This is a genomic window from Enterococcus sp. C102(2024) (assembly GCF_040888205.1).
GTDB lineage: Bacteria > Bacillota > Bacilli > Lactobacillales > Enterococcaceae > Enterococcus > Enterococcus faecalis.
Genome location: NZ_JBFOHH010000002.1, coordinates 16,799 through 37,340, shown reverse-complemented (window position 1 = coordinate 37,340; position 20,542 = coordinate 16,799). Strand labels below are relative to the sequence as shown.

The 20,542-nt window shown below is 37.7% G+C and carries 14 protein-coding genes, 1 tRNA gene and 1 pseudogene; 12 read left to right on the top strand and 4 right to left on the bottom strand.

Going from position 1 to position 20,542, the window contains the following annotated elements; translation table 11 throughout:
- Nucleotides 1-315 precede the first annotated feature (315 nt).
- Together AB3I34_RS04770 and AB3I34_RS04765 are read left to right on the top strand one after the other, a co-directional pair.
- Nucleotides 316-389: transfer RNA gene (locus AB3I34_RS04770), tRNA-Arg, on the top strand.
- A 33-nt stretch (nt 390-422) separates the two neighbouring features.
- Complete coding sequence (locus tag AB3I34_RS04765; RefSeq protein WP_002355924.1) at nt 423-755, top strand: putative quinol monooxygenase; 333 nt, start codon at nt 423-425, stop codon at nt 753-755.
- Nucleotides 756-868: 113 nt separating this feature from the next.
- Here AB3I34_RS04765 and ppdK read toward each other — a convergent pair whose 3' ends face one another.
- On the bottom strand, nt 869-3,514 hold the full coding sequence (ppdK, locus tag AB3I34_RS04760) for a pyruvate, phosphate dikinase (RefSeq protein ID WP_033626698.1): 2,646 nt from the start codon (nt 3,512-3,514) through the stop codon (nt 869-871).
- A 169-nt stretch (nt 3,515-3,683) separates the two neighbouring features.
- Between ppdK and AB3I34_RS04755 the strand changes: the two genes are divergently transcribed.
- Entirely contained in the window at nt 3,684-4,313 is a 630-nt protein-coding gene (locus tag AB3I34_RS04755) for a helix-turn-helix transcriptional regulator (RefSeq protein WP_002355926.1), read from the top strand.
- 12 nt (nt 4,314-4,325) lie between these two features.
- On the top strand, nt 4,326-5,138 hold the full coding sequence (locus tag AB3I34_RS04750) for a pyruvate, water dikinase regulatory protein (protein WP_002355927.1): 813 nt from the start codon (nt 4,326-4,328) through the stop codon (nt 5,136-5,138).
- Between the two features lie 70 nt (nt 5,139-5,208).
- Here AB3I34_RS04750 and mprF read toward each other — a convergent pair whose 3' ends face one another.
- Both mprF and AB3I34_RS04740 read right to left on the bottom strand, forming a co-directional pair.
- A complete protein-coding gene (gene mprF, locus AB3I34_RS04745) occupies nt 5,209-7,740 on the bottom strand; it encodes a bifunctional lysylphosphatidylglycerol flippase/synthetase MprF (protein WP_002358907.1) in 2,532 nt (843 codons plus the stop codon).
- Nucleotides 7,737-8,471, bottom strand: coding sequence for an alpha/beta fold hydrolase (locus AB3I34_RS04740; RefSeq protein WP_002358908.1), 735 nt, complete (start codon nt 8,469-8,471; stop codon nt 7,737-7,739). Before AB3I34_RS04740 ends, mprF begins: the two co-directional genes overlap by 4 nt.
- A gap of 176 nt (nt 8,472-8,647) precedes the next feature.
- On the opposite strand from AB3I34_RS04740, the gene AB3I34_RS04735 reads away from it, so the two are divergent.
- Both AB3I34_RS04735 and AB3I34_RS04730 read left to right on the top strand, forming a co-directional pair.
- On the top strand, nt 8,648-9,232 hold the full coding sequence (locus tag AB3I34_RS04735) for an AAA family ATPase (RefSeq protein ID WP_002373649.1): 585 nt from the start codon (nt 8,648-8,650) through the stop codon (nt 9,230-9,232).
- 22 nt (nt 9,233-9,254) lie between these two features.
- On the top strand, nt 9,255-10,310 hold the full coding sequence (locus AB3I34_RS04730) for an endonuclease/exonuclease/phosphatase (RefSeq protein ID WP_010712258.1): 1,056 nt from the start codon (nt 9,255-9,257) through the stop codon (nt 10,308-10,310).
- A 48-nt stretch (nt 10,311-10,358) separates the two neighbouring features.
- Here AB3I34_RS04730 and AB3I34_RS04725 read toward each other — a convergent pair whose 3' ends face one another.
- On the bottom strand, nt 10,359-12,596 hold the full coding sequence (locus tag AB3I34_RS04725) for an excinuclease ABC subunit UvrA (RefSeq protein ID WP_010712259.1): 2,238 nt from the start codon (nt 12,594-12,596) through the stop codon (nt 10,359-10,361).
- 161 nt (nt 12,597-12,757) lie between these two features.
- Here AB3I34_RS04725 and AB3I34_RS04720 point away from each other — a divergent pair, with 161 nt between their 5' ends.
- The 6 genes and pseudogenes from AB3I34_RS04720 (at nt 12,758) to AB3I34_RS04695 (ending at nt 20,428) form a co-directional block, all read left to right on the top strand.
- On the top strand, nt 12,758-15,184 hold the full coding sequence (locus tag AB3I34_RS04720) for an amidase family protein (RefSeq protein ID WP_262231411.1): 2,427 nt from the start codon (nt 12,758-12,760) through the stop codon (nt 15,182-15,184).
- Nucleotides 15,185-15,260: 76 nt separating this feature from the next.
- A pseudogene (locus AB3I34_RS04715) lies at nt 15,261-16,206 on the top strand (aminoglycoside phosphotransferase family protein).
- Between the two features lie 42 nt (nt 16,207-16,248).
- Complete coding sequence (locus AB3I34_RS04710; RefSeq protein ID WP_010712263.1) at nt 16,249-16,902, top strand: DUF4767 domain-containing protein; 654 nt, start codon at nt 16,249-16,251, stop codon at nt 16,900-16,902.
- 109 nt (nt 16,903-17,011) lie between these two features.
- The gene (gene ndk / locus AB3I34_RS04705) at nt 17,012-17,422 is read left to right on the top strand and encodes a nucleoside-diphosphate kinase (RefSeq protein ID WP_002381321.1); all 411 of its coding nucleotides are present in this window, start codon (nt 17,012-17,014) and stop codon (nt 17,420-17,422) included.
- Nucleotides 17,423-17,589: 167 nt separating this feature from the next.
- On the top strand, nt 17,590-19,200 hold the full coding sequence (aspD, locus tag AB3I34_RS04700) for an aspartate 4-decarboxylase (protein WP_010712264.1): 1,611 nt from the start codon (nt 17,590-17,592) through the stop codon (nt 19,198-19,200).
- A gap of 142 nt (nt 19,201-19,342) precedes the next feature.
- Nucleotides 19,343-20,428 carry a hypothetical protein gene (locus AB3I34_RS04695; RefSeq protein ID WP_010712265.1) on the top strand — a complete coding sequence of 362 codons (1,086 nt, stop codon included), beginning with the start codon at nt 19,343-19,345 and terminating at the stop codon, nt 20,426-20,428.
- The last annotated feature ends 114 nt before the right edge of the window (nt 20,429-20,542 follow it).

The following is a 20,542-nucleotide window of genomic DNA, read 5'->3' as shown; positions in this document are numbered from 1 at the left end:
TGTTTATTCGCAAAAAATGACAGAACCTACTATAATAAAAATGTAAAAAGAATTATTTTAGAAAGGTGATGGGGACAATGGCGAAAACGAAACAAGAAAAAGTTGCACGCAATAATAAAATTGGGCAATATATAGCTATTGCGACAGGACTTTATTATTTAGGAAAAATGATTCTTGATCGGCGGCAAAAAAAATAATAGATAAAAGAACGACGTGTTTCACTGAAAGAAAGTATCTCGCATAATTGTTTATGCGGGATACTTTCTTTTTGTCTATTGACAGATGTAGTGAAGACTTCTAAAATTAAAACAGATTGTTCTCGTAGCTCAGTAGGATAGAGCAACCGCCTCCTAAGCGGTAGGTCGCTGGTTCAATTCCAGTCGGGAACGTAAAAAGGCAAGTAAATTTAGGGGGGAAGACAGATGGCGATTACTATAAATATTTATTATAGTGGGACAAATGGAGGTGCAAGAGAATTTGCCAAAGAAATGATTGCCAGCGGAATTGTAGAGGCGATTCGTGCAGAAAAAGGGAATAGTCGCTATGAATACTTTTTTCCAATGGACGATGAAGAAACAGTTCTGCTGATTGATAGTTGGACAGATCAGGAAGCATTAGACAAACACCACGCTTCTCCAATGATGACCCGTATTACGGAACTTAGAGAAAAATATGATTTGCATATGAAAGTAGAAAGATATGTATCAGATGTAACAGACCCCTTGACAAAAGATGCTGCGTTTATAAGAAAATAACCAGAGTGCAATCATTGATCTTAAAAATTAGTGCTAGGAACATCAGCCGTTTCGACTGATGTTCCTAGCACTTTTTATCTTGTAAGGATGAATCATTTGTTACACACGTTAAATTAAAGAAGGACCATTTGTTCTTCAGTCACAGCCGGTTCGGTTAAAATTTTGGCTTGGGCAGCTGCGAGTTTCGCAATAGGTACCCGATAAGGTGAGCAAGAGATGTAGTTTAGGCCAAGTGTTTGGAAAAACGTGATGGATTGCGGATCACCACCGACTTCTCCACATACGCCGATACTCATGTTTGGTTTAGTGCGACGCGCTTTCTCTACAGCTAATTGAATCAGTTGACCAACACCTGTTTGATCTAATGATTGAAACGGATCTTGGGTAATGATTTTCTTTTCCCGATACGTATTAATGAATTTACCGATATCATCACGAGAAAAACCATAGGTCATTTGTGTTAAATCATTTGTTCCAAAGCTGAAAAAGTCTGCTTCTTCTGCTAACTGATCCGCAATCAGACAAGCTCTAGGTAGTTCAATCATTGTCCCGATTTCGTAAGGGAAAGGAGTCATTTTATGTTCTTCAAAGAGACCGTCAATCGTTTCTTTTAAAATGCGTTTGAGATAGAGAAGTTCTTCTTTTTCGGCGATTAGAGGAATCATCACTTCTGGATAAACAGTAATTCCTTCTTTGACTAATCGAATGGCACTAGTAAATAAGGCTGTAACTTGCATTTTGTATATTTGTGGTTGGGTCACACCTAAGCGACAACCACGATGACCCAACATTGGATTGGTTTCTTGTAACCGTTCAATTTGTTTGGCGATGGTCACCGGGAACCGTTGTAGTTGCTTCGCTAATAATTGAATATCATTCTTTTCATGAGGTAAAAACTCATGCATCGGCGGATCTAACAAGCGGACCACCATGGGCTTGTCTTGAACTACTTTCAGCATTTGATAAAAGTCTTCCTGTTGAAAATGAAGAAGTTGTTCCAACGCATAGGTTGCTTCCTTTTCAGACTCTGCTAAAATCAGGCGACGCATTTCCAAGACACGCTCTTCACCGAAAAACATATGCTCTGTTCGCGCTAAACCAATCCCCGCTGCGCCAAAACGGATAGCAGTCTCTAAATCTTGTGTAGTTTCTGCATTGGCACGAACAGTTAAATCAGCGTACGCATCTGCCCAAGACAAGAGCTCTTGAAGGTCATCGTTATTATCAACAGAAATTGTAGGAATTTCGCCAAGATAAATTTCCCCCGTTGAGCCATCGACGGAAATGATTGTTCCTTCTAAGATGACCTGTGGCCCGCAGTGTAGTTGTTTGGTTTCTTCATTGACGGTTAAACTTTCACAACCAGTCACACAGCAAGTTCCCATTCCTCGTGCGACCACAGCGGCATGAGAAGTCATTCCGCCACGACTGGTCACAATTGCTTCGCTTACAACCATGCCTTCAATATCTTCTGGTGAAGTTTCTTGACGAACAAGAATGACTTTCTTTCCTAGATTGGTCAGTTCTTTGGCTTTTTCTGCTGTAAAAACAATTTGGCCACTTGCTGCACCAGGACTAGCAGGAAGTCCCATAGCTAAACGTTCCATGTGTTGTCGTTTCTCTTGATCAAACACGGGATGAATTAATTGATCAATCGTATCAGGTGTCACACGCAACAGTGCTTCTTGTTTAGTAATGCGATTTTCTTTGGCTAAGTCTAAAGCAATTTTAACCGTAGCTGCGGCGGTTCGTTTCCCGTTTCTTGTTTGTAAAATATATAATTTTTCATTTTCAATGGTAAATTCAATATCTTGCATGTCACGATAATGATATTCTAAAAGTTCTGCGTAATGGCGAAAATCTTGATAAACTTTTGGCATAGTCAAACGTAAACGACGAATGGGTTCTGGCGTCCGAATACCAGCCACTACATCTTCTCCTTGCGCGTTCAAAAGAAACTCTCCAAACAGTTGATTTTCCCCTGTGACCGGATTTCTAGTGAAAACAACGCCAGTGCCACTGTCTAGTCCACGATTGCCGAAAACCATTTCTTGAATGTTGACAGCTGTACCTAAATCATGTGCAATATGATGTAAGTTTCGATAAACCACCGCACGTTGATTATTCCATGAATCAAAAACAGCTTTGATTGCTTCAAAAAGTTGTGCGACAGGGTCTTGCGGGAAGACCACATGATGTTGTTCAAAAACTTCTTGGTAGCGGACAATCAAGGCGAAATGATCTGCTTCTTGAAAAGCGGTAATTTTTTTGTTTAGCTCTTGTTCCAAGCGCTCTTTTTGTTGGTCAAATAATTCTTTGGGAATGTGATAGACGACGTCTCCAAACATTTGAATAAGTCGGCGATAACAGTCAAAAGCAAAACCAGGAGAGGTTAAGGTCGCAAATTTTTTCACACGTTGATCATTTAAACCTAAATTTAAAATAGTATCCATCATACCAGGCATCGAGAAGGCAGCACCGCTGCGAACGGAAACTAAGAGAATCTCATTGTCCGCGGTAAAAGATTTGCCTGTTTCAGTTTCTAGATTTTTAACCGCTTTCAAAATTTCTGATTGTAAGTGTTCTTCAAAGAAAGTAGCATCTGCCAAATAGTCCATACAGCAACGGGTTGTAATCGTGAATCCTTGCGGAATCGGCAAACCTAAGCGTGTCATTTCTGCCAAGTTCGCCCCTTTACCACCAAGAGTCTCTTTACCTTCATTGTGTGTTTCGTTAAAAGAATAAATAAACTTTTTCATGCGTGACCTCCGTTTAATATGTGTCTTATATGTTCAATAAACATCATAATTGACGGAAATAAGTTTGTCAATAGAAAAAGTTTCTTGTCAATATGTTGAAAAAACAATAAATATGTGTATAATTGTAAGCGAATGCACAATTTGTTTAAGAGGAATTGAGGAGGAAATGATGAAATTAAGTAAACGACAAGAGCAAATTATCGCTGTTGTAAAAGAGCATCAGCCAGTTAGTGGTGAACGCATTTCGGACATACTAGCCGTTTCACGTGCGACATTGCGTTCTGATTTGTCTTTTTTAACACTTTCAGGAATTTTAAAAGCAAGTCCGAAAGTTGGTTATACTTACGAAAGTGATAATATGGAGGCTTTTTTCTTTTTTGATGTTTTTCAAACAAAAGTTCAGGAGATCATGAGTCCACCATTGATGGTTGCCCAAGACACCTCAATTCGAGATGCGATTACCAACTTGTTTATGTATGATGTCGGTTCTCTTTATGTCATGGATGAAGCAAAAGAATTATTAGGGGTTTTGTCACGAAAAGATTTATTACGGGCCTCTTTAAATACAAATATTGATGGCACACCTGTTGCTGTTTGTATGACAAGAGTGCCACATGTGAAAACCTGCACACCAGAATTTACTATTCTTGAAGCTGCTGACACTTTGCAAAAATACGAAGTGGATTCTTTGCCAGTCGTTGAAAAAGAAAATCCTAAAAAAGTTATTGGAAAAATTACGAAAACGAAAATTTTAACCTATATTACGCAACAAGCGAAAGAAGCCGCACAAAACAGATAAGGGAGCTTAATTATGAAAAAAGAGATCATTGTTTATACTATTTCCGATTCACTTGGAGAAACATCACAAAAATTGTTAGCTGCAGCAAGCGCACAATATCCAGATATTTCTTTTCTTAATCGATACAATTTTTCTTTTGTCACAACAGAAGAAGAATTATTAGAGATTTTAAAAGATGCCTTAAAAGATAAAGCCTTAGTTGTCAGTACATTAGTCAGTAAACAACTAATCACAGCGGCGAAAGAATTTAGTGAACGAACAGGGTTGTTATATTTAGATTTAATGGCGCCATTTTTTGAATTAATTCAAGCGAAAGCCGGAGTAGATCCTATTGAAGAGCCTGGACGACGCCACCAACTAGATCGTGCTTACTTTGATAAAATCTCAGCGATTGAATTTGCTGTAAAATATGATGATGGCAAAAATCCTCAAGGGTTTCTTGATTCTGATATATTGTTATTAGGCGTTTCGCGGACCTCAAAAACGCCAGTCAGTATGTATTTAGCAAATCAAGGCTACCGCGTTTCTAACTTACCATTAATTCCAGAAGTTCCATTGCCGCCAATTTTGGAAGAAATGGATCCACAAAAAATGATTGGTTTAGTTTGTTCGCCAGAAACATTAGGACAGATTCGTAGCAGTCGGTTGGCTTCCTTAGGTTTAGGTAATGAGACCAGTTATACCAATGTTGAACGGATTGAACAAGAATTAGCTTATGCTGAAGAAATTTTTGCGAAGTATGGTATCCCAGTGATTGATGTAACCGCAAAATCTGTCGAAGAAACAGCCTTTTTGATTAAAGAAAAACTAGATGAAAGAAATTAAAAAGCTTGGCAACCTCACTAAATTTCAGTGAAGTTGTCAAGCTTTTTATACTTAATTGGGCTTCTTTTTGTTAGTCAATATTTTTTTGATCGACAATGAGTAAAGCGATCATCACGTAGACAATCCAACTACTTTTAGAATAAAGTGTATAGCGGGGTTGCCATTTGCTAGCAAATTTTTCCTTGTATTCGCGTAATCCTTGGAAGGAGTAAATTTCTGAACCAAATTCATAAATTAACGCAGCAATCCGTTCTTGAATAAAACTTTTTCTTGATTGACCAACGTTGGCTAACGGAGCCATTCCTAAATTGAAATAATGAATATTTTCTGTTTTCATATATTCAAATAAATGAATAAATAAGAAATCCATACTTCCAGAAGGGGCTTTTTCTTTATGGTGACGCATCAAGTCGATGGTACCAACTTCATTTGTGTAACTAGGAATGATGTTAGCGAAAGAGACCATTTCTCCTTCAGCATTTCGTACAACAGCAATTGGGTTTCTTTGAAGATATGCTTCATCGAAAAATCCCAGTGAAAAGCCTTTTTCTTTTCGATTGTCTAACCAACTATCCGAAATAGCTTTTAATTCGTGCATTTGTTCGGCACTAAAAGGAGGTTGGAGTACGTCAAATGAATAGCCGGCTTTGGTAATTTTATTAAACACTGCGCGGGTGCCTTTGAATTTTTTCCCAGACATCGTAAATGTTTCTAGATTAACTAAGGCTTCTTCTCCCATTTTGATAAATTCGTAGCCATATTCGTGTAGTAACATCACGCTGTCCTCATTGGTTTCGTAAAAGACGGGTACATAGCCGAAACGATCTGTTTCTTTAAGGAATGCATCAATCGCCGCAGGAAAATCTTCTTTGTTCCCAGAAGGGTTGCCCATCACAACGCATTTATTATTAATGGTGTTGAATTGTAAAAAGACAGTCGGTTCTTCTTTGGGATATAAGAAAACCTGTTTATCATGAAGAAAGACAAGTTCACTGTCAATATTCCCGCCATAAGTTGTTAAGATATTATGCAAGATACTATCTTCTGGAAACTCACCAACTTGGTGTTTTTTCCCTTGGAGGTAGCGAACAAATAGAAAGTTAAAACTCATAACTAAGAGGATAGCGATAAATCCTGACAACCAGATCCGTTCGGAAGGGAACAAGAAAAATTCCACAAAATGATGACGATGGTGTGGGAAGTTCGGTAAATTATAAACACCAATTACTAGGTATAATAAGGTCAACAAGCCAAAGATAAACCCATCAATCGTCATCCACTCCCAAGAGTAAACCAGTTGTTCACGGTACAATTCTGATTTTGAAAAAATAACGATAAATAATAAAATAGCTAAATAGAAAATGGAAAACATACTAAAGTCAACAACAAATGAATACAAGATAGCACCAATTAATAAAATAATCGTTGGATAATAGGCTCTTTTAACACGATCAGCAATCCCACGTCCCATAATTAATAATGCAAAGCCTAAAACAATACTCGGAATTTGAATAATAATATGTGAACGGAAGGGGTTAATATCTCTTAACCAATGCACTTGAGTGAAGGCTTCTGGAATAGTGGCTAGGAGCACCATCATAATTCCTGAAAAATAAAGTAAAACCACTTCCAGCTTGTGGGCAATTTCCAAAGTAATTTGTTTCAGCAATTGACGATAGTGAGTATCCAACTTTTGGCTTAAGTGTTTTGTAAAGAACAAACAGCCAATTAAGAAAGGAATAATATAATAGAATAAACGATAGAGCAATAACCACAAAACAATAATTTCACGATCGACACCTAAGTTGCTCAGTCCTAAAATCATCATGACATCAAAACTACCTAAAGCCCCTGGAATCATCGAAGCAATCCCAATAATCGAAGCTGCTACATATAAAGGAACAATATCAATTAAAGGAATCGGCACGTCCAATAAGTAACCAATACTAATAAAGGTAATTAAAACACCTGTCCATTCTAAAAACGAAGAAACAACTAAAGATAAGCGATTTTTTGCATCGAGGTTACCAAAGGAACTATTTTTTTGGAAATGTAAAATAAGATAAAGTAATGGGAAATAAAGACCGCCACCTAATAACCAAATCCAATATTGCTGTAAATAAGCCATCTTTGGATCAAACTGAACAAGGAAAAAGCAAAGAATACTATAAATAGATAGACCGGATAACACAAAAAGTAAAATATGGGTTAACGCAGGTAAAATTTTCTTTTCCTCTGTTTTATTTCCATAAAATTCAGAACGAAGTCCCATGCTGACCAAACCACCGAATCCACCAATATTATTGATGGTATTGACAATCCAGCTAGATTCAAGGAGTTCCCGTTTTGAGACTTTCAAGTTTAAAATGCGATTTAATGTTAAGTCATAATTTAGCATCGGAGTAACGGAAACTAAACCGATAACCATCATCAATAACAATTTCCATAGCGGAATCTCATCAAAAATCTGTTTTAACTGTTCAAATGAGATCGTTTTACCAATTGATAAAAGTTGGGCAACAACAATAATTGAGACCGCAATAACAAACAGTGTTTTTAGTAATCCTGTATGCGTTTTGATCCAATGAATAATTTGTTTCATTTAGACACCTTCATTTCCTTTAAGAATTTTTCGATTGTTTTATTAAAAATATCTGGTGAGTTTTTGGCAAATAAATGACCCTGTTTATTTACCAAGACCAATTTGCCAGCAGGAATGGCATCAGCAATCGCCCGTGAATGGGAAAGCGCAATTAAATCTCGACTGCCAGTAATAACAAGAGTAGGACAGGGGATGTGTTCTAAATCTTGTTTTGTCAGTCCAGTATCTTCAAATAACAGAGCCACGATAGGGAGCCGTGCGCGCAATTTTTTTGAAAAAAAGGCGCCAATACGACAAAACCAATATTGAAAATAAGTGGCAATCGTTACATATTTTTTCAGACCAGACATGGTGACATTTCCAGAATTTAAGACGAGTTTGTTGACGAAATCAGGATATAAATGGGTAAAAACCATGGCAATATTTGCTCCGTCACTAAAGCCCAATAAATTAATTTTTGTTAAGTGTTCTTGTTGAATAATACCAGCTAAATCTTCTGCCAAAAGCGGAAAAGTTAATTGACTTTGTGTATTGGTGGAACGGCCATGTCCGCGGGTATCCACCGCAATAACTTGATACTCCTTGGAGAAATAAGAAATTTGATAATTAAAAAAAGTATGATCATTGCCATTACCATGAAGTAACACAAGGGGATAATTTGTTTCTTTACCAAAAATTTGATAAAAAATTTGACTGCCATCTATTGTTTGAAAATATTTTTCTATTGCCATTCTCCGTCACCTATCTCATCTATAATCAATCGAGTCCTCTCTCATTATAGAGTCTTTTGTCTTTTTTTTGTAATAAAAAACAGAAAATTTTCCGAACAGTTTTGTAAGGTGTTGTAATATAGTGTGATATAGTAGAAGATAGCCACCTAAAAATTAGGCTAGAGGAGGGAAAGTTGATGTCTTTAATCGTTTTAATTGGTGCCCAAGCTGTCGGGAAAATGACCGTTGGCAAGGCTTTAGAAAAGCAGTTAGATGCTAAATTACTATTTAATCATCAAACCATTGACTTATTTGCAAACTATCTTGGGTATACGGAACGTGCGTTTCAATTGTCTGATTCCGTTAGAAAGGAACTTTTTCAGGCCTTTGTAGAAAATCCAGCCACAAATACAACAAAAAACATTATTTTTACAGTGGTGATTGCTTTTGATCAAGAACAGGATTTTCAATTTTTAGAAGAAATATCAGAAATTTTTCTTAGTAAACATGAGTCCGTTTATTTCGTCGAACTCGTCTCTTCAACAGAAATCCGCCTAGAACGGAATGTTCATCCAGAGCGGCTAGAGGCAAAACCTTCAAAACGCGATGTCGACTTTTCTCGAAAAGAATTACTCAATACCTTCAAAGAACATCGGTTAGTAAGCCACGAAGGTGAACTAGAAAGTACATTTCCAAATGTAAAAATAACGAAAATAAATAATTCAAACATGACACCAGAAGAAGTAGCAACGAAGATAATTACTACTTTTGGTTTGACATAATGTGAAAGGAACATCGGAATCAATGAAAAATTTTTTTAAATATCTCGGTAGCTTGATGGTCCTTCTTCTAAGCATGGCTTTAATTTTGATAGGATATTTAACTTTCCGAGAGTTTCGACCACGAGCGGTTGAACCAGTTGCTATAAATAAACAATTTTCAGAGCAAACCATCGAAAAACAGCAATCCATTTCTTTAGTCACGTATAACATAGGCTATGCCGGCCTAGGACAAACAGAAGATTTTTTTATGGACGGTGGCAAAACTGTCCAACCAGTTAATAAGGCAATGGTTCAACAGAATTTAACAGGCATTGAAGAAACCTTGAAAGATTTACCAGCGATGATTTACTTATTCCAAGAAGTCGATCGTCGCTCGCAACGTTCTTATGAAGTCAATCAAGAGGAAGAATTACAAAAACAGCTACAGCTGAACAGCGCATTTGCTTATAATTTTAAGGTAGATTATGTGCCCATTCCTTGGCCGCCGATTGGACGAGTAGAAAGTGGTTTATTAACATTATCAAATGAAAAAATAACAGAGGCCAAACGCATTGCTTTACCCAATCCCTTTCGTTGGCCCGTTAGCATTAGTAACTTAAAACGAGCGCTTCTAGAAACGCGCTTTCCAATTAAAGGCACAGACAAAGAACTAGTGGTTTTTAACTTACATTTGGAAGCCTATGACAATGGGGAAGGGAAGATTGCTCAAAGCAAAAAGTTAGCTGACGTATTATCCCAAGAATACGCTAAAGGAAACTATGTAATTGCTGGAGGTGACTTTAATCAAGTTTTCAAAGGCAGTCATCGATATCCTGACCTAGGGGAAGCTGGTTGGGCACCAGGAGAAATTGATCCAGCAGACTTACCTAAACATTTTTCACTTGCTTATGATGATCAACAGCCGACTGTGCGGGTGCTTAATAAGCCATACACTGGCTCTTATGAAACATCCCAAGTGTATGTAATTGATGGTTTTATTGTTTCTGATAATGTGGCTGTTCATAGCGTGAAAACAAAGGATGAACAATTTAAATATACAGATCACCAACCTGTGAATATGGAAGTTGGGTTGAAATAGAAAAAGTACAAACGGTGCTTGTTGTTTGCACCGTTTGTACTTTTTATTTTATAGATAGCCTTTAGTAATAGAATGAGTGGAATTTAGCATATTTGCTGGCGTTCCTGTAAAAAGAAGCTGTCCGCCTTTTTCTCCACCTTCGGGACCTAGTTCAATCAACCAGTCAGCACTTTTAATCACGTCAATGTGATGTTCTAATAAAATCAAGCTGTTTCCTTCTTCTACCATTCGATTGAAAAGTTGAAGACTTTGTTGGATATCAATTAAGTGTAAGCCATCTGTAGGTTCATCCATTAAATAGATAGCTTTTTTTTGGTGAAGTGTGTCTGCTAATTTTACCCTTTGCAATTCGCCACCAGATAATGTTGAGAGCGATTGATTGAGTTTAAGGTAGCTTAAGCCAACTTCCAGTAAATTTTTTAATGAAAGAGCAAAAGGCTGGTCTTTGAAAAAATCATAGCCATCTTTAACGCTTAAAGCTAGTACTTCAACGATATTTTTTCCGTTATACAGATAATGAAGCACCTCTTCTTTGTAACGCGTTCCGTGACAGGTTTCGCAAACACTAGTAACATCCTCCATAAAAGACATATCGGAGACAATTATTCCTTTCCCCTTGCAAGTAGGACAGGCGCCTTTGGAATTATAGCTAAATAAAGCTGGACTAACATGATTTTCTTCCGCAAACAGTTTGCGGACCTTGTCAAAAATATTGAGATAGGTCATTGGTGTGGATCGTAAATTTGCGGTAATGCTTTTTTGTGAAAGATGAATAATTTCTTGGTTATCAGCTTGGGCTTTTTGATAAATTTCTTCCGCTAATGATGATTTACCTGAACCGGCGACCCCACAAATAACAGTCAAAACTCCTAACGGAACTTCGACAGATAGATTGTTTAAATTATGCAGTGTCGCATGTTCGATTGATAAAGACTTCCTTGCTTTTCTTGGTTGGTCGTTTAAAGGGAGCGGCTCTTGAAGCGCTTGACTAGTCAAGGTTTTGGAGGCTAAAAATGCGTCATACGTTCCTGAAAACTGGACATGGCCACCATTTTCGCCTGCGAAAGGTCCTATATCGATGATAAAATCAGCTTCTCTAATTAATTGTGGATTGTGTTCCACCAGAACCACGGTGTTTCCTTTATTTTTTAAATTGAGCAACGCACGACTGATCCGTTCGATGTCCTTTGGATGTAAGCCAGCACTTGGTTCATCTAAAATATACATAATATCGTTTAAGGCGCTGTTTACATACTTAGCAATTTTAATCCGCTGTGCTTCACCACCAGAAAGTGTTTCAGTTGCTCGTCCTAATGTGAGGTAGGAGAGACCGATATTAATTAATGCTTCTAGACGTACAAGTAGCTCTTCTTGAATATTTTTTATTAAGGAAAGGTCCATCGAACGAATAAAAGAATGTAATTCAGTGAGTGGCATGTCAACAGCATCAGCAATACTTTTCTGATTAATTTTGCAGCTACGAACACGTTCATTGACTCTACTTCCTAAACAATCAGGACATCTTTTTACGGTAACAAAGTGATTAAGGTATTTTTGATGACGTTTGCCTTCGTCTGTATGCAATATGCTACGTTGCATGCGCGGGACGATTCCTTCATACAAAGCTGTATGAGGCCACTCTTTGGGTGGATTAGCTAGTTTTTGTTGTGGAGCATATAAAAATAATGCTAACTCTTCAGGAGAATAGTCCTTGATTTTTTTATCCAAATCAAATAGACCACTATGGGCATAACGCTTCCACCGCCAGTTGCCAACTGTAAATGTGGGGAAATCGATAGGCCCTTCGTTTAATGATTTGTCATAATCAACTAGCTGATGAAGATTGATTTCGGTAATCTTTCCTAAGCCATCGCATGTTGGACATTTTCCATCCGGATGATTAAACGAAAAAGTATCTGAATAACCAACAAATGGAGAACCTGCTCGTGAAAACAACAAACGTAAAAACGTATAAATATCTGTATACGTTCCCACTGTCGAACGAGAATTGCCTGCTACTTTTTTCTGGTCAATGACGATTGCGACAGGAAGATTCTCGATTTTTTCAACTTCTGGACGACCATATTTGGGTAAGTAATTTTGAACAAACGAACTAAATGTATCATTTAGTTCACGACGTGATTCAGCGGCTAATGTGTCAAATACTAAGGAGGACTTTCCTGAACCCGAAAGTCCAGTAACAACAGTTAGTTGCTTTTTAGGGATATTGACAGAGATATTCTTCAAATTATTTTGTGTTGCGTGCTTAATTTCAATCCATTCCATTAAAAAACCTCCGTTTCTATTCTATTTTAGCATATAAAAAGAACCTAGCCTAAAAGTTGAACATTGGAATGTTCAAGAGAACTTTACTTTTTAATCGCTTTCATTTATGCTATAAGTAATACAGATTTTTTATCTGTATTAATAGATAAAGGATGTGACTTATGAAGAAGTCGATTTTGTTCAAAAAGTTAGGGATTATTTTATTAATTAGCCAAACACTGGTAGGGGTACCAATGTTGGCACAAGAAAGTATACTAGAAACAACCGTTCAAACAGAAACGGAATCAGTAACAACAGAAACCAGTCAGACTGTAGCTAACTTGGAATCTGAAACTACTAGCCAAACGGTGATGCAGGAAAAAGAATCCTCTTCGGCAATCGCCGAAAGCAGTAGCGGAAATGTGGTTGCAGCAACTACTGAAACCACAAATGAGATACAAAATAGTGATACAGATGAAAAAGCTGTTTCTGCAGAGAATGCTTTTTCAGAAACAGATTATAAACAAGCAACTGCACTGGAGTTAGCAACTTTAGTAAGAGAAAAAAAGGTGACGAGCGAAGAACTAGTAAAAATTGCGTTGGCCATCACTAAACGTGAAAATCCTACATTAAATGCGGTCATTACTTTACGAGAAGAAGCGGCTTTGACAGAAGCAAAAGCTTTACAAGATACAGGTCAACCATTTCTAGGTGTGCCGCTCTTACTAAAAGGGTTAGGACAATCCTTGAAAGGTGAAAGCAACACGAACGGTTTTGGTTTTCTCCAAGATCAAGTAGCTGGTGGGACATCGACCTTTGTCAAAGCACTACAAAATGCCGGATTCATAATCATTGGTCAAACGAATTATCCAGAATTAGGTTGGAAGAATATTTCAGATTCAAAGTTATATGGCGTTTCCGTCAATCCATGGAATCCTAACCATTATTCAGGCGGTTCTTCAGGCGGAGCGGGTGCTAGTGTCGCCGCGGAATTTGTTCCTATTGCCTCTGGAAGTGATGCTGGTGGCTCTATCCGCATCCCTGCTTCTTGGACAGGCACCGTAGGTTTGAAACCTTCTAGAGGAGTAATCATTGGCAATTCTAATAGTGCAAAAGGTCAAACTGTTCACTTTGGTTTAAGTCGAACCGTGGCGGATACAAATGCATTATTTGAAACCTTATTAACCAAAAAAGATCTTCCTGCGGGACATTTAAGTCAAGCGCAACCCATTGCTTATACAACAGAATCTCCTGCCGGAACGCCTGTAAGTGCCGAAGCAAAAGAGGCGGTCGCTGAAGCTGTTGCTTTTTTAAAAGACCAAGGGTACACATTGGTTGAAGTGAAGCACCCTGTTGATGGGGAACGTCTAATGAAAAATTATTATACTGTAGCTGCTGGCTCAGCAGGAATTGCCGATTTTATGGTGCGGCAGAAATTGAAAAGACCGCTTGAACGAAATGATGTAGAACTGTTAACATGGGCGCTTTTTCAAACAGGAAAAAATATAACGAGTGAAGAGACAACTGCGGCTTGGACAGATATTGCTTTACAAGCACAAGCGATGGACGAATTTTATCAACAGTATCCTATCTTATTAACACCAACGACAGCTGCCACGGCACCTAGTATTGATAATCCGTTACTAAAACCAGAACATGCAGCACAGATGGAAAAAATTGATCAATTGTCACCAGCAGAACAAAAACAATTGATTTATGACCAATGGCTGACGGCGTTCACATATACACCGTTTACACAACAAGCAAATTTATTTGGACATCCAGCATTAAGTGTACCAACTTACGTTTCAAAAGAAGGACTGCCTTTGGGGATTCAATTTAATAGTGCATTAAATGAAGACCGAACATTGCTACAATTAGGTGCTTTATTTGAAAATAACCACAAGATAAATCAACCACATGTAGAAGAACCAGAAAAAGACAAAGAGCCAGATGCAAGTGGTGAGCCAGAAAAAGACAAAGACCCAGATGCAAGCGGCGAACCAGAAAAAGACAAAGAACCCAATGCAAGTGGCGAGCCAGAAAAAGACAAAGAGCCAAATGCAAGCGGCGAACCAGAAAAAGACAAAGAACCAAATGCAAGCGGCGAGCCAGAAAAAGACAAAGAACCAAATGCAAGCGGCGAACCAGAAAAAGACAAAGAACCAGATGCAAGTGGCGAAGCAGACAAAGACAAAGAGCCAGATGCAAGCGGCGAGCCAGACAAAGACAAAGAGCCAAATACAAGCGGCGAACCAGAAAAAGACAAAGAAACAGATGCAAGTGGCAAACCAGATAAAGACAAAGAAACAAAAACAAGTGAAGAACCAATCGAAGGAAAAAACCAAAACCCAGACAAAGCTGGAAAAACTACTAGTGAGTCATCCTTAGATAATTCGCTGAATTCATCAGCAAATCAGGGAACCAAATCAACGGGAAGTACGCATGCTTTTTCTGATAAAAATATGATTGGGAAACAAGAACAGCTTCCCCAAAAAGTATTACCAAAAGCAGGTGCAGAAGTACCTAGTACTTTCTGGATTGTTTTAGGAGGAGCTTTCTTAGTAACAAGTGGAACGATTTATATAAGGAAAACTAGAAAACGATAACCAGTGAAGGCTAGAGACAATTTATCCCCAATTGTCTCCAGCCTTTTTTCTTTGGTATACTAAAACCAATAGGAAAATGGAGGCGAAAGTAATGAGAGCGTTTGAGAAGATTCCAGCGTTTCAGCAATGGCAAAAAGTTGAAGCTATTCACCGTGGTTGGTCAACTGATTTAAAGTTTAAAGTTACCAAAAATCAAGAAACCTTTTTATTGCGAATTTTTCAACAAGAAGAATTATTCGCCAAACAACAAGAATATCAATTTATCAAAAAAGTAGCGGCGTTAGGATTTCCTAGTTCTAAACCTTTTTTATGTGCACCTATTCCTGAAAGTGAACAAGGATACATGTTATTAACGTATCTAGAAGGTGAAGACTTAAGCGATGTTTTACCCGCTCTTTCTCCTAAAAGGCAACTGAACTTAGGCGTAGAGGCGGGCCGCTATTTAAACAAAATCCATAAGCTTTTGTTGCCTGAAAGGATTAGTCAAAGAGAGATTGCGCAAAATTTATACGAAAAAAAGCAGAGCCAACTAAATAAGTATTAAGGAATCTCAATTTTGTATGCCGTACCAGCAGCCAATAATTTCATATTTAGAAAAACAATTACCGTTATTGCAACAACGGCCTGTGGTTTATCAGCATGGAGATTTCCATGTGGGAAATTTTATTTACTTGCCAACTAGGCAGGTCGGTGTGATTGATTTTAATCGATGGGATTTTGGGGATCCTTATGAAGAATTTTACAAGTTACAATTTTTTTCAAGAAATGTTTCGCCGTTGTTTGCTTATGGTCAATTACAAGGTTATTTTGCTGGGAAAGTTCCTACCTTATTTTGGCAGTTTCAAAAGCTTTATACTTTTCACGCAGGACTCTATTCTTTAGTTTGGGCACTGAGCTTTGGTGAAAAAGAAATCAGGACTATGGAACAGCAATACCAACAATTACTAGAGGACTATAATTGTGGAGAATTACTAGTTCCCAAATGGTTTTCAACTATCCAAAGAAAGGGATTGAGATTTTAGGTTTATTTCGATAGAATAAAAATAAAAACAGGAGTTTAAGGAATGAAACTAAACGGGATTATTATGATAGCGGTTGTTGGAAGCGCTTTATCTGGCTGTGGTTGGCAAAAATCGAAAGAGGAATCACAAAAAGTACAAACCGTACAAACAAACAATGTAAATACTGAAGAAACAAGAGCAATTTCAGCAACCGAAGTTAGTCAAACCACGGCGTTGGAATTAGAGCAAACAACGCAAACACAAGAATTAACTGAATTAGTTACAGAAGAAGGAACGATTTGGAATCAGCAAAAAGCAAAACAGTTAGGACAATACATGGAAACCTGGGGTCAAGAACGCAATCAGAACTATCAAGCGTACCAACCAGGTCACTCTGTAGCTTTTTACACGATTCAAGTGCCTGATGATTTATTGAGTTATGAACCTAAAATACAACCAGCTATTGGGAACAATCCCATTTGGTTAAATTGGTCAGAAACAGGCAGCGAAGGGGGTTATTGTCTGGTGGCAGTATACTCTGACAGTGCGACACAAGTTGCCCAGAAGCATGTCTATTTATTTACTTTAGTGAATGGTGAAGCCAAAGTCTATGTGAGTAAAGAACAGCCAGTAGAGGAGCAACCTTATTTGTTTTTAAAAGAAACAAGCAATACAGAACTGAAAGAACAATTCACAAACCTTGTGAATAATCTTTAATTTTTTATTTAATCAAAAGGAAAAGAAAATTTATCATTGACAAAGTATCCGCTTTCATTTTATTCTGTAGCTACCCCTTGGGAAAGGGCAAAAGGAAGTTTTGAAAGGGATGGAAAAAATGAAGGAAACAAGTTTAGTAATTATTAAGCCAGATGGCGTTGAACGGAAGTTAGTTGGCAAAATCATTCAACGTTTTGAAGATAAAGGTATTGACTTATTGCACCTTAAATTCGAACGACTAACAGTAGAAACAGTGAAGGAACACTATGAGCATTTAAAAGATGAACTATTTTTCCCTGAATTATTAGCCTATATGACAAGTGGCCCAGTGGTTGTGATGGTCGTTGTAGGGGACAATGTGGTTAAAAAAGTGCGTAAATTAGTTGGAGCAACGAATCCGTTAGATGCTGAAAGTGGCACCTTACGAGCGGATTATGGGTTGTCTGTCACCAAAAATTTAATCCATGCTTCTGATTCTGTTCAATCAGCAAAAATTGAGATGCAACGGTTCTTTGGTTAATCAGCGAAAAAGAAGCAATCCTTTATTTTTTATAAAGGATTGTTTCTTTTTTATTAATTGTCAGAATATTCCGCTTAAATGGTTGACATCTGGAGGTAGAAGAGTAGTATAGACTACATACTAAATTACTAAATACTAAATGACTGCGTGTGCTTCAGGAGGATAAAATGATAACAAGTGATGAATTGACAGAAAACCTTAGTCCGTTTGAATTAAGTCTATTTTTAGAGAAGAAATTACATGAAGAAAATCATAATTTAGAAACATTGCTAAATGCAGGGCGAGGCAATCCTAATTGGACGGCGCCAACACCAAGGGAAGCCTTTTTTTTATTAGGTCAATTTGCTACAAAAGAAACCTTAAGAGAGGGGAGCGAACAAACGGCTGGTATGATTCAGCCAAGTTTTGGTAGAACGCAACGCTTCTTAAACTTTTTAGCAGAAAATCCTAGCAAAGGGGCAACCTTCTTACAAGAAATTTGGACAGCAGAGCATAACTATTTTGGGATGGATAAGGAAATGTGGTTAGATGCCATGTTAGACTATGTGATTGGGGATAATTATCCGAATCCTGTTCGTTGTTTGAAGGCGTGTGAACAACCGATTAAAGCATATTTAAATCAAGAATTATTTTCCAGCGAAGCACAACCGTTTGATATTTTTGCCGTTGAAGGTGGTACAGCAGGGATTTGTTACTTGTTTGATACGTTGGCAAATAATTATTTACTAGAAAAAGGTGATCGTATTGCGTTGTTATTACCAACGTTTGCTCCTTATCTAGAAATTCCAGAACTACCACGTTATGATTTTGACGTGGTTAAAATCAAAGCAGAGCAAATGATTATTGATGGAAAAACGACGTATCAATACTCAAACAAGGAAATTGATAAACTAAAAGACCCGTCCATCAAAGCGGTTTTTGTCGTAAATCCCAGCAATCCAACCGCCAATGCTATGGGAAAACCTACCATTGAACAAATCAAACAAATCGTTGCAGTGGATAACCCTAAGTTAATGATTTTAACAGATGACGTTTACGGAACTTTTGTGCCAGCTTTCCGTTCACTATTTACGGAGTTACCTTACAATACAGCTTGTATCTATTCTTATTCTAAATACTTTGGCGCTACCGGTTGGCGTGTGGGGACCATTGCGGTCAGCCAAGAGAACATCTTTGACCAATTATTAAAAGAATTGCCAGTGGCTCAAAAAATGGAATTACAGGCACGTTATGCTACATTGAATGCAGACACAAGCCAAATTAACTTTATCAGCCGCTTAGTCGCAGACAGCCGCGATATTGCGTTGAACCATGCAGCGGGACTTTCTTCTATTCAGCAAGCGATGATGGCTTTATTTAGTTTGTATGCTTTGTTAAAAGACGGTCAAGCATATAAAGACGAAGTGATGGATATTTGTCATACGCGTGAAAAGCTCTTGTTCCGCACCTTAGGTATTGAAGAGCCTTTAGCAAGTTTAAATACAGCATACTATTGTGAAATTAACTTTAGAGATTGGACAGAAAAACGTTATGGCCCAGAATTTTCAAGTTATTTAACGAAATCGTGGACGATCACAAAAGTATTAACCTCTTTAGCAGAAAAAGAAAAATTAATGCTTTTAAAAGCGGATGCTTTTGGGAGTGACAAATGGTCAGTTCGAATTTCTTTAGCCAATTTAGCTACTAACCAATATAGTGAAGTTGGTAAACGAATGATTCGCCTATCTGAACACATTAAAGAAGAGTGGTTGCGCCAAAAGCGCCAAGCAATTAAATAAAAAAACGCTAAGTCTCTCAAGCTGCAGGAGGCTTAGCGTTTTTGTTTATTATTTATTCATTTTTCCGTCAGTTTTGGTTTATAAATGTTTGCTACACTGGAGATAAGAGGAAATTAAGCGTTTATAAAAAGGAGAGAAGTGAATGAAACATATTAAAGGAATGTTGGTTTTTATCGGATTATTTATTTTGGTTGGTTGTGCGCCAGATCAAGAGCCAACGAAACAAACAACAAGTGGTCCGCAAGAGACAAAGCAAGTGAAGCAAGTTACCGTCACCAATCAAACGACTTCTGCGGTGGAAAAACAAGCGCCAACTAAAAATGACGAACTGATTGCTAATCAATTGACTTTTGATTCTCATGAATACACGTACGAAGTGGTTACAGGGGCCACACAAACGACATTTGGGACAACCCCACCAGCAAAATATACACCAGAAGAAAAAAAGGAAAAAATGTTTTGGTCCAATCAACCGCCTTTGGGATTAATGACGGGTAACTATTATAAAAATGAAGGTGTATTTACTGGCGGAAATTACGGCATTGTAGAGATTATTACAGAACCTGAAACGCAACGGATTCTGAATGTTGAGTTTACAGAGTTTGCTAGTGACCCTTATTATGATACACGCTATTCGGGTGTCAACAAACGCCTGTCAGATTATCCTGAATTTCAAGCAAGCAACACGCGTACAGACGATACGTTAGTCACCGTTGTTAATGGTATTACTTATGTAGAAAAACAAATGCGTGACGAAAATCGTGTCACAGGTAATTTTTATACGGTACGCGGTTCATCAACTTCTGCGCGTGAAGGATTAATGCCTTTAGCAGCAGAGATGGACACTTGGCTAAAAGAGCCAGCGAAAGAAACGTATATCGGTTACGCAGAAGATTTAGGCAATGGCCTAATCGGTCGACTTCAAGTGATAACAGAAGAGCAGAAAATAAAACATGTCAGCTATGATGAATACTTTTCAGATGAACAGGAAAAAATCACAGAAACAGCTCTGCGGCCTTTTTATCGTCAATCGAAATATTATTCACCAGGATACAATAAACAAACCAACAATTCTTTTATTCATTTTGTAGATGCACTAACAAAGGCCATTACGACACAACAAACTTTATCCGTTAACGAAGAACAAGAGCTACAGCATCCGTCTTTTACTACTTATCAAAGATTGGCTGAAAAAATCAGCACGTTTCAAAATTCATTGAAGGAATAAAAAAAACGAAAGTAGGGCATAAGTCGTTTCGACTTATGCCCTACTTTCGTAATCTTAAGATTATCAGCTAAACCAAAGCAAGTTCTTTTTAAAGAAATACTTTTATCTTAGCCT

Excerpts from the sequence above, each read along its gene's own strand:
- AB3I34_RS04765 (WP_002355924.1), top strand. The coding sequence starts at position 423 with ATGGCGATTACTATAAATATTTATTATAGTGGGACAAATGGAGGTGCA.
- ppdK (WP_033626698.1), bottom strand. The coding sequence starts at position 3,514 with ATGAAAAAGTTTATTTATTCTTTTAACGAAACACACAATGAAGGTAAA.
- AB3I34_RS04755 (WP_002355926.1), top strand. The coding sequence starts at position 3,684 with ATGAAATTAAGTAAACGACAAGAGCAAATTATCGCTGTTGTAAAAGAG.
- AB3I34_RS04750 (WP_002355927.1), top strand. The coding sequence starts at position 4,326 with ATGAAAAAAGAGATCATTGTTTATACTATTTCCGATTCACTTGGAGAA.
- mprF (WP_002358907.1), bottom strand. The coding sequence starts at position 7,740 with ATGAAACAAATTATTCATTGGATCAAAACGCATACAGGATTACTAAAA.
- AB3I34_RS04740 (WP_002358908.1), bottom strand. The coding sequence starts at position 8,471 with ATGGCAATAGAAAAATATTTTCAAACAATAGATGGCAGTCAAATTTTT.
- AB3I34_RS04735 (WP_002373649.1), top strand. The coding sequence starts at position 8,648 with ATGTCTTTAATCGTTTTAATTGGTGCCCAAGCTGTCGGGAAAATGACC.
- AB3I34_RS04730 (WP_010712258.1), top strand. The coding sequence starts at position 9,255 with ATGAAAAATTTTTTTAAATATCTCGGTAGCTTGATGGTCCTTCTTCTA.
- AB3I34_RS04725 (WP_010712259.1), bottom strand. The coding sequence starts at position 12,596 with ATGGAATGGATTGAAATTAAGCACGCAACACAAAATAATTTGAAGAAT.
- AB3I34_RS04720 (WP_262231411.1), top strand. The coding sequence starts at position 12,758 with ATGAAGAAGTCGATTTTGTTCAAAAAGTTAGGGATTATTTTATTAATT.
- AB3I34_RS04710 (WP_010712263.1), top strand. The coding sequence starts at position 16,249 with ATGAAACTAAACGGGATTATTATGATAGCGGTTGTTGGAAGCGCTTTA.
- ndk (WP_002381321.1), top strand. The coding sequence starts at position 17,012 with ATGGAAAAAATGAAGGAAACAAGTTTAGTAATTATTAAGCCAGATGGC.
- aspD (WP_010712264.1), top strand. The coding sequence starts at position 17,590 with ATGATAACAAGTGATGAATTGACAGAAAACCTTAGTCCGTTTGAATTA.
- AB3I34_RS04695 (WP_010712265.1), top strand. The coding sequence starts at position 19,343 with ATGAAACATATTAAAGGAATGTTGGTTTTTATCGGATTATTTATTTTG.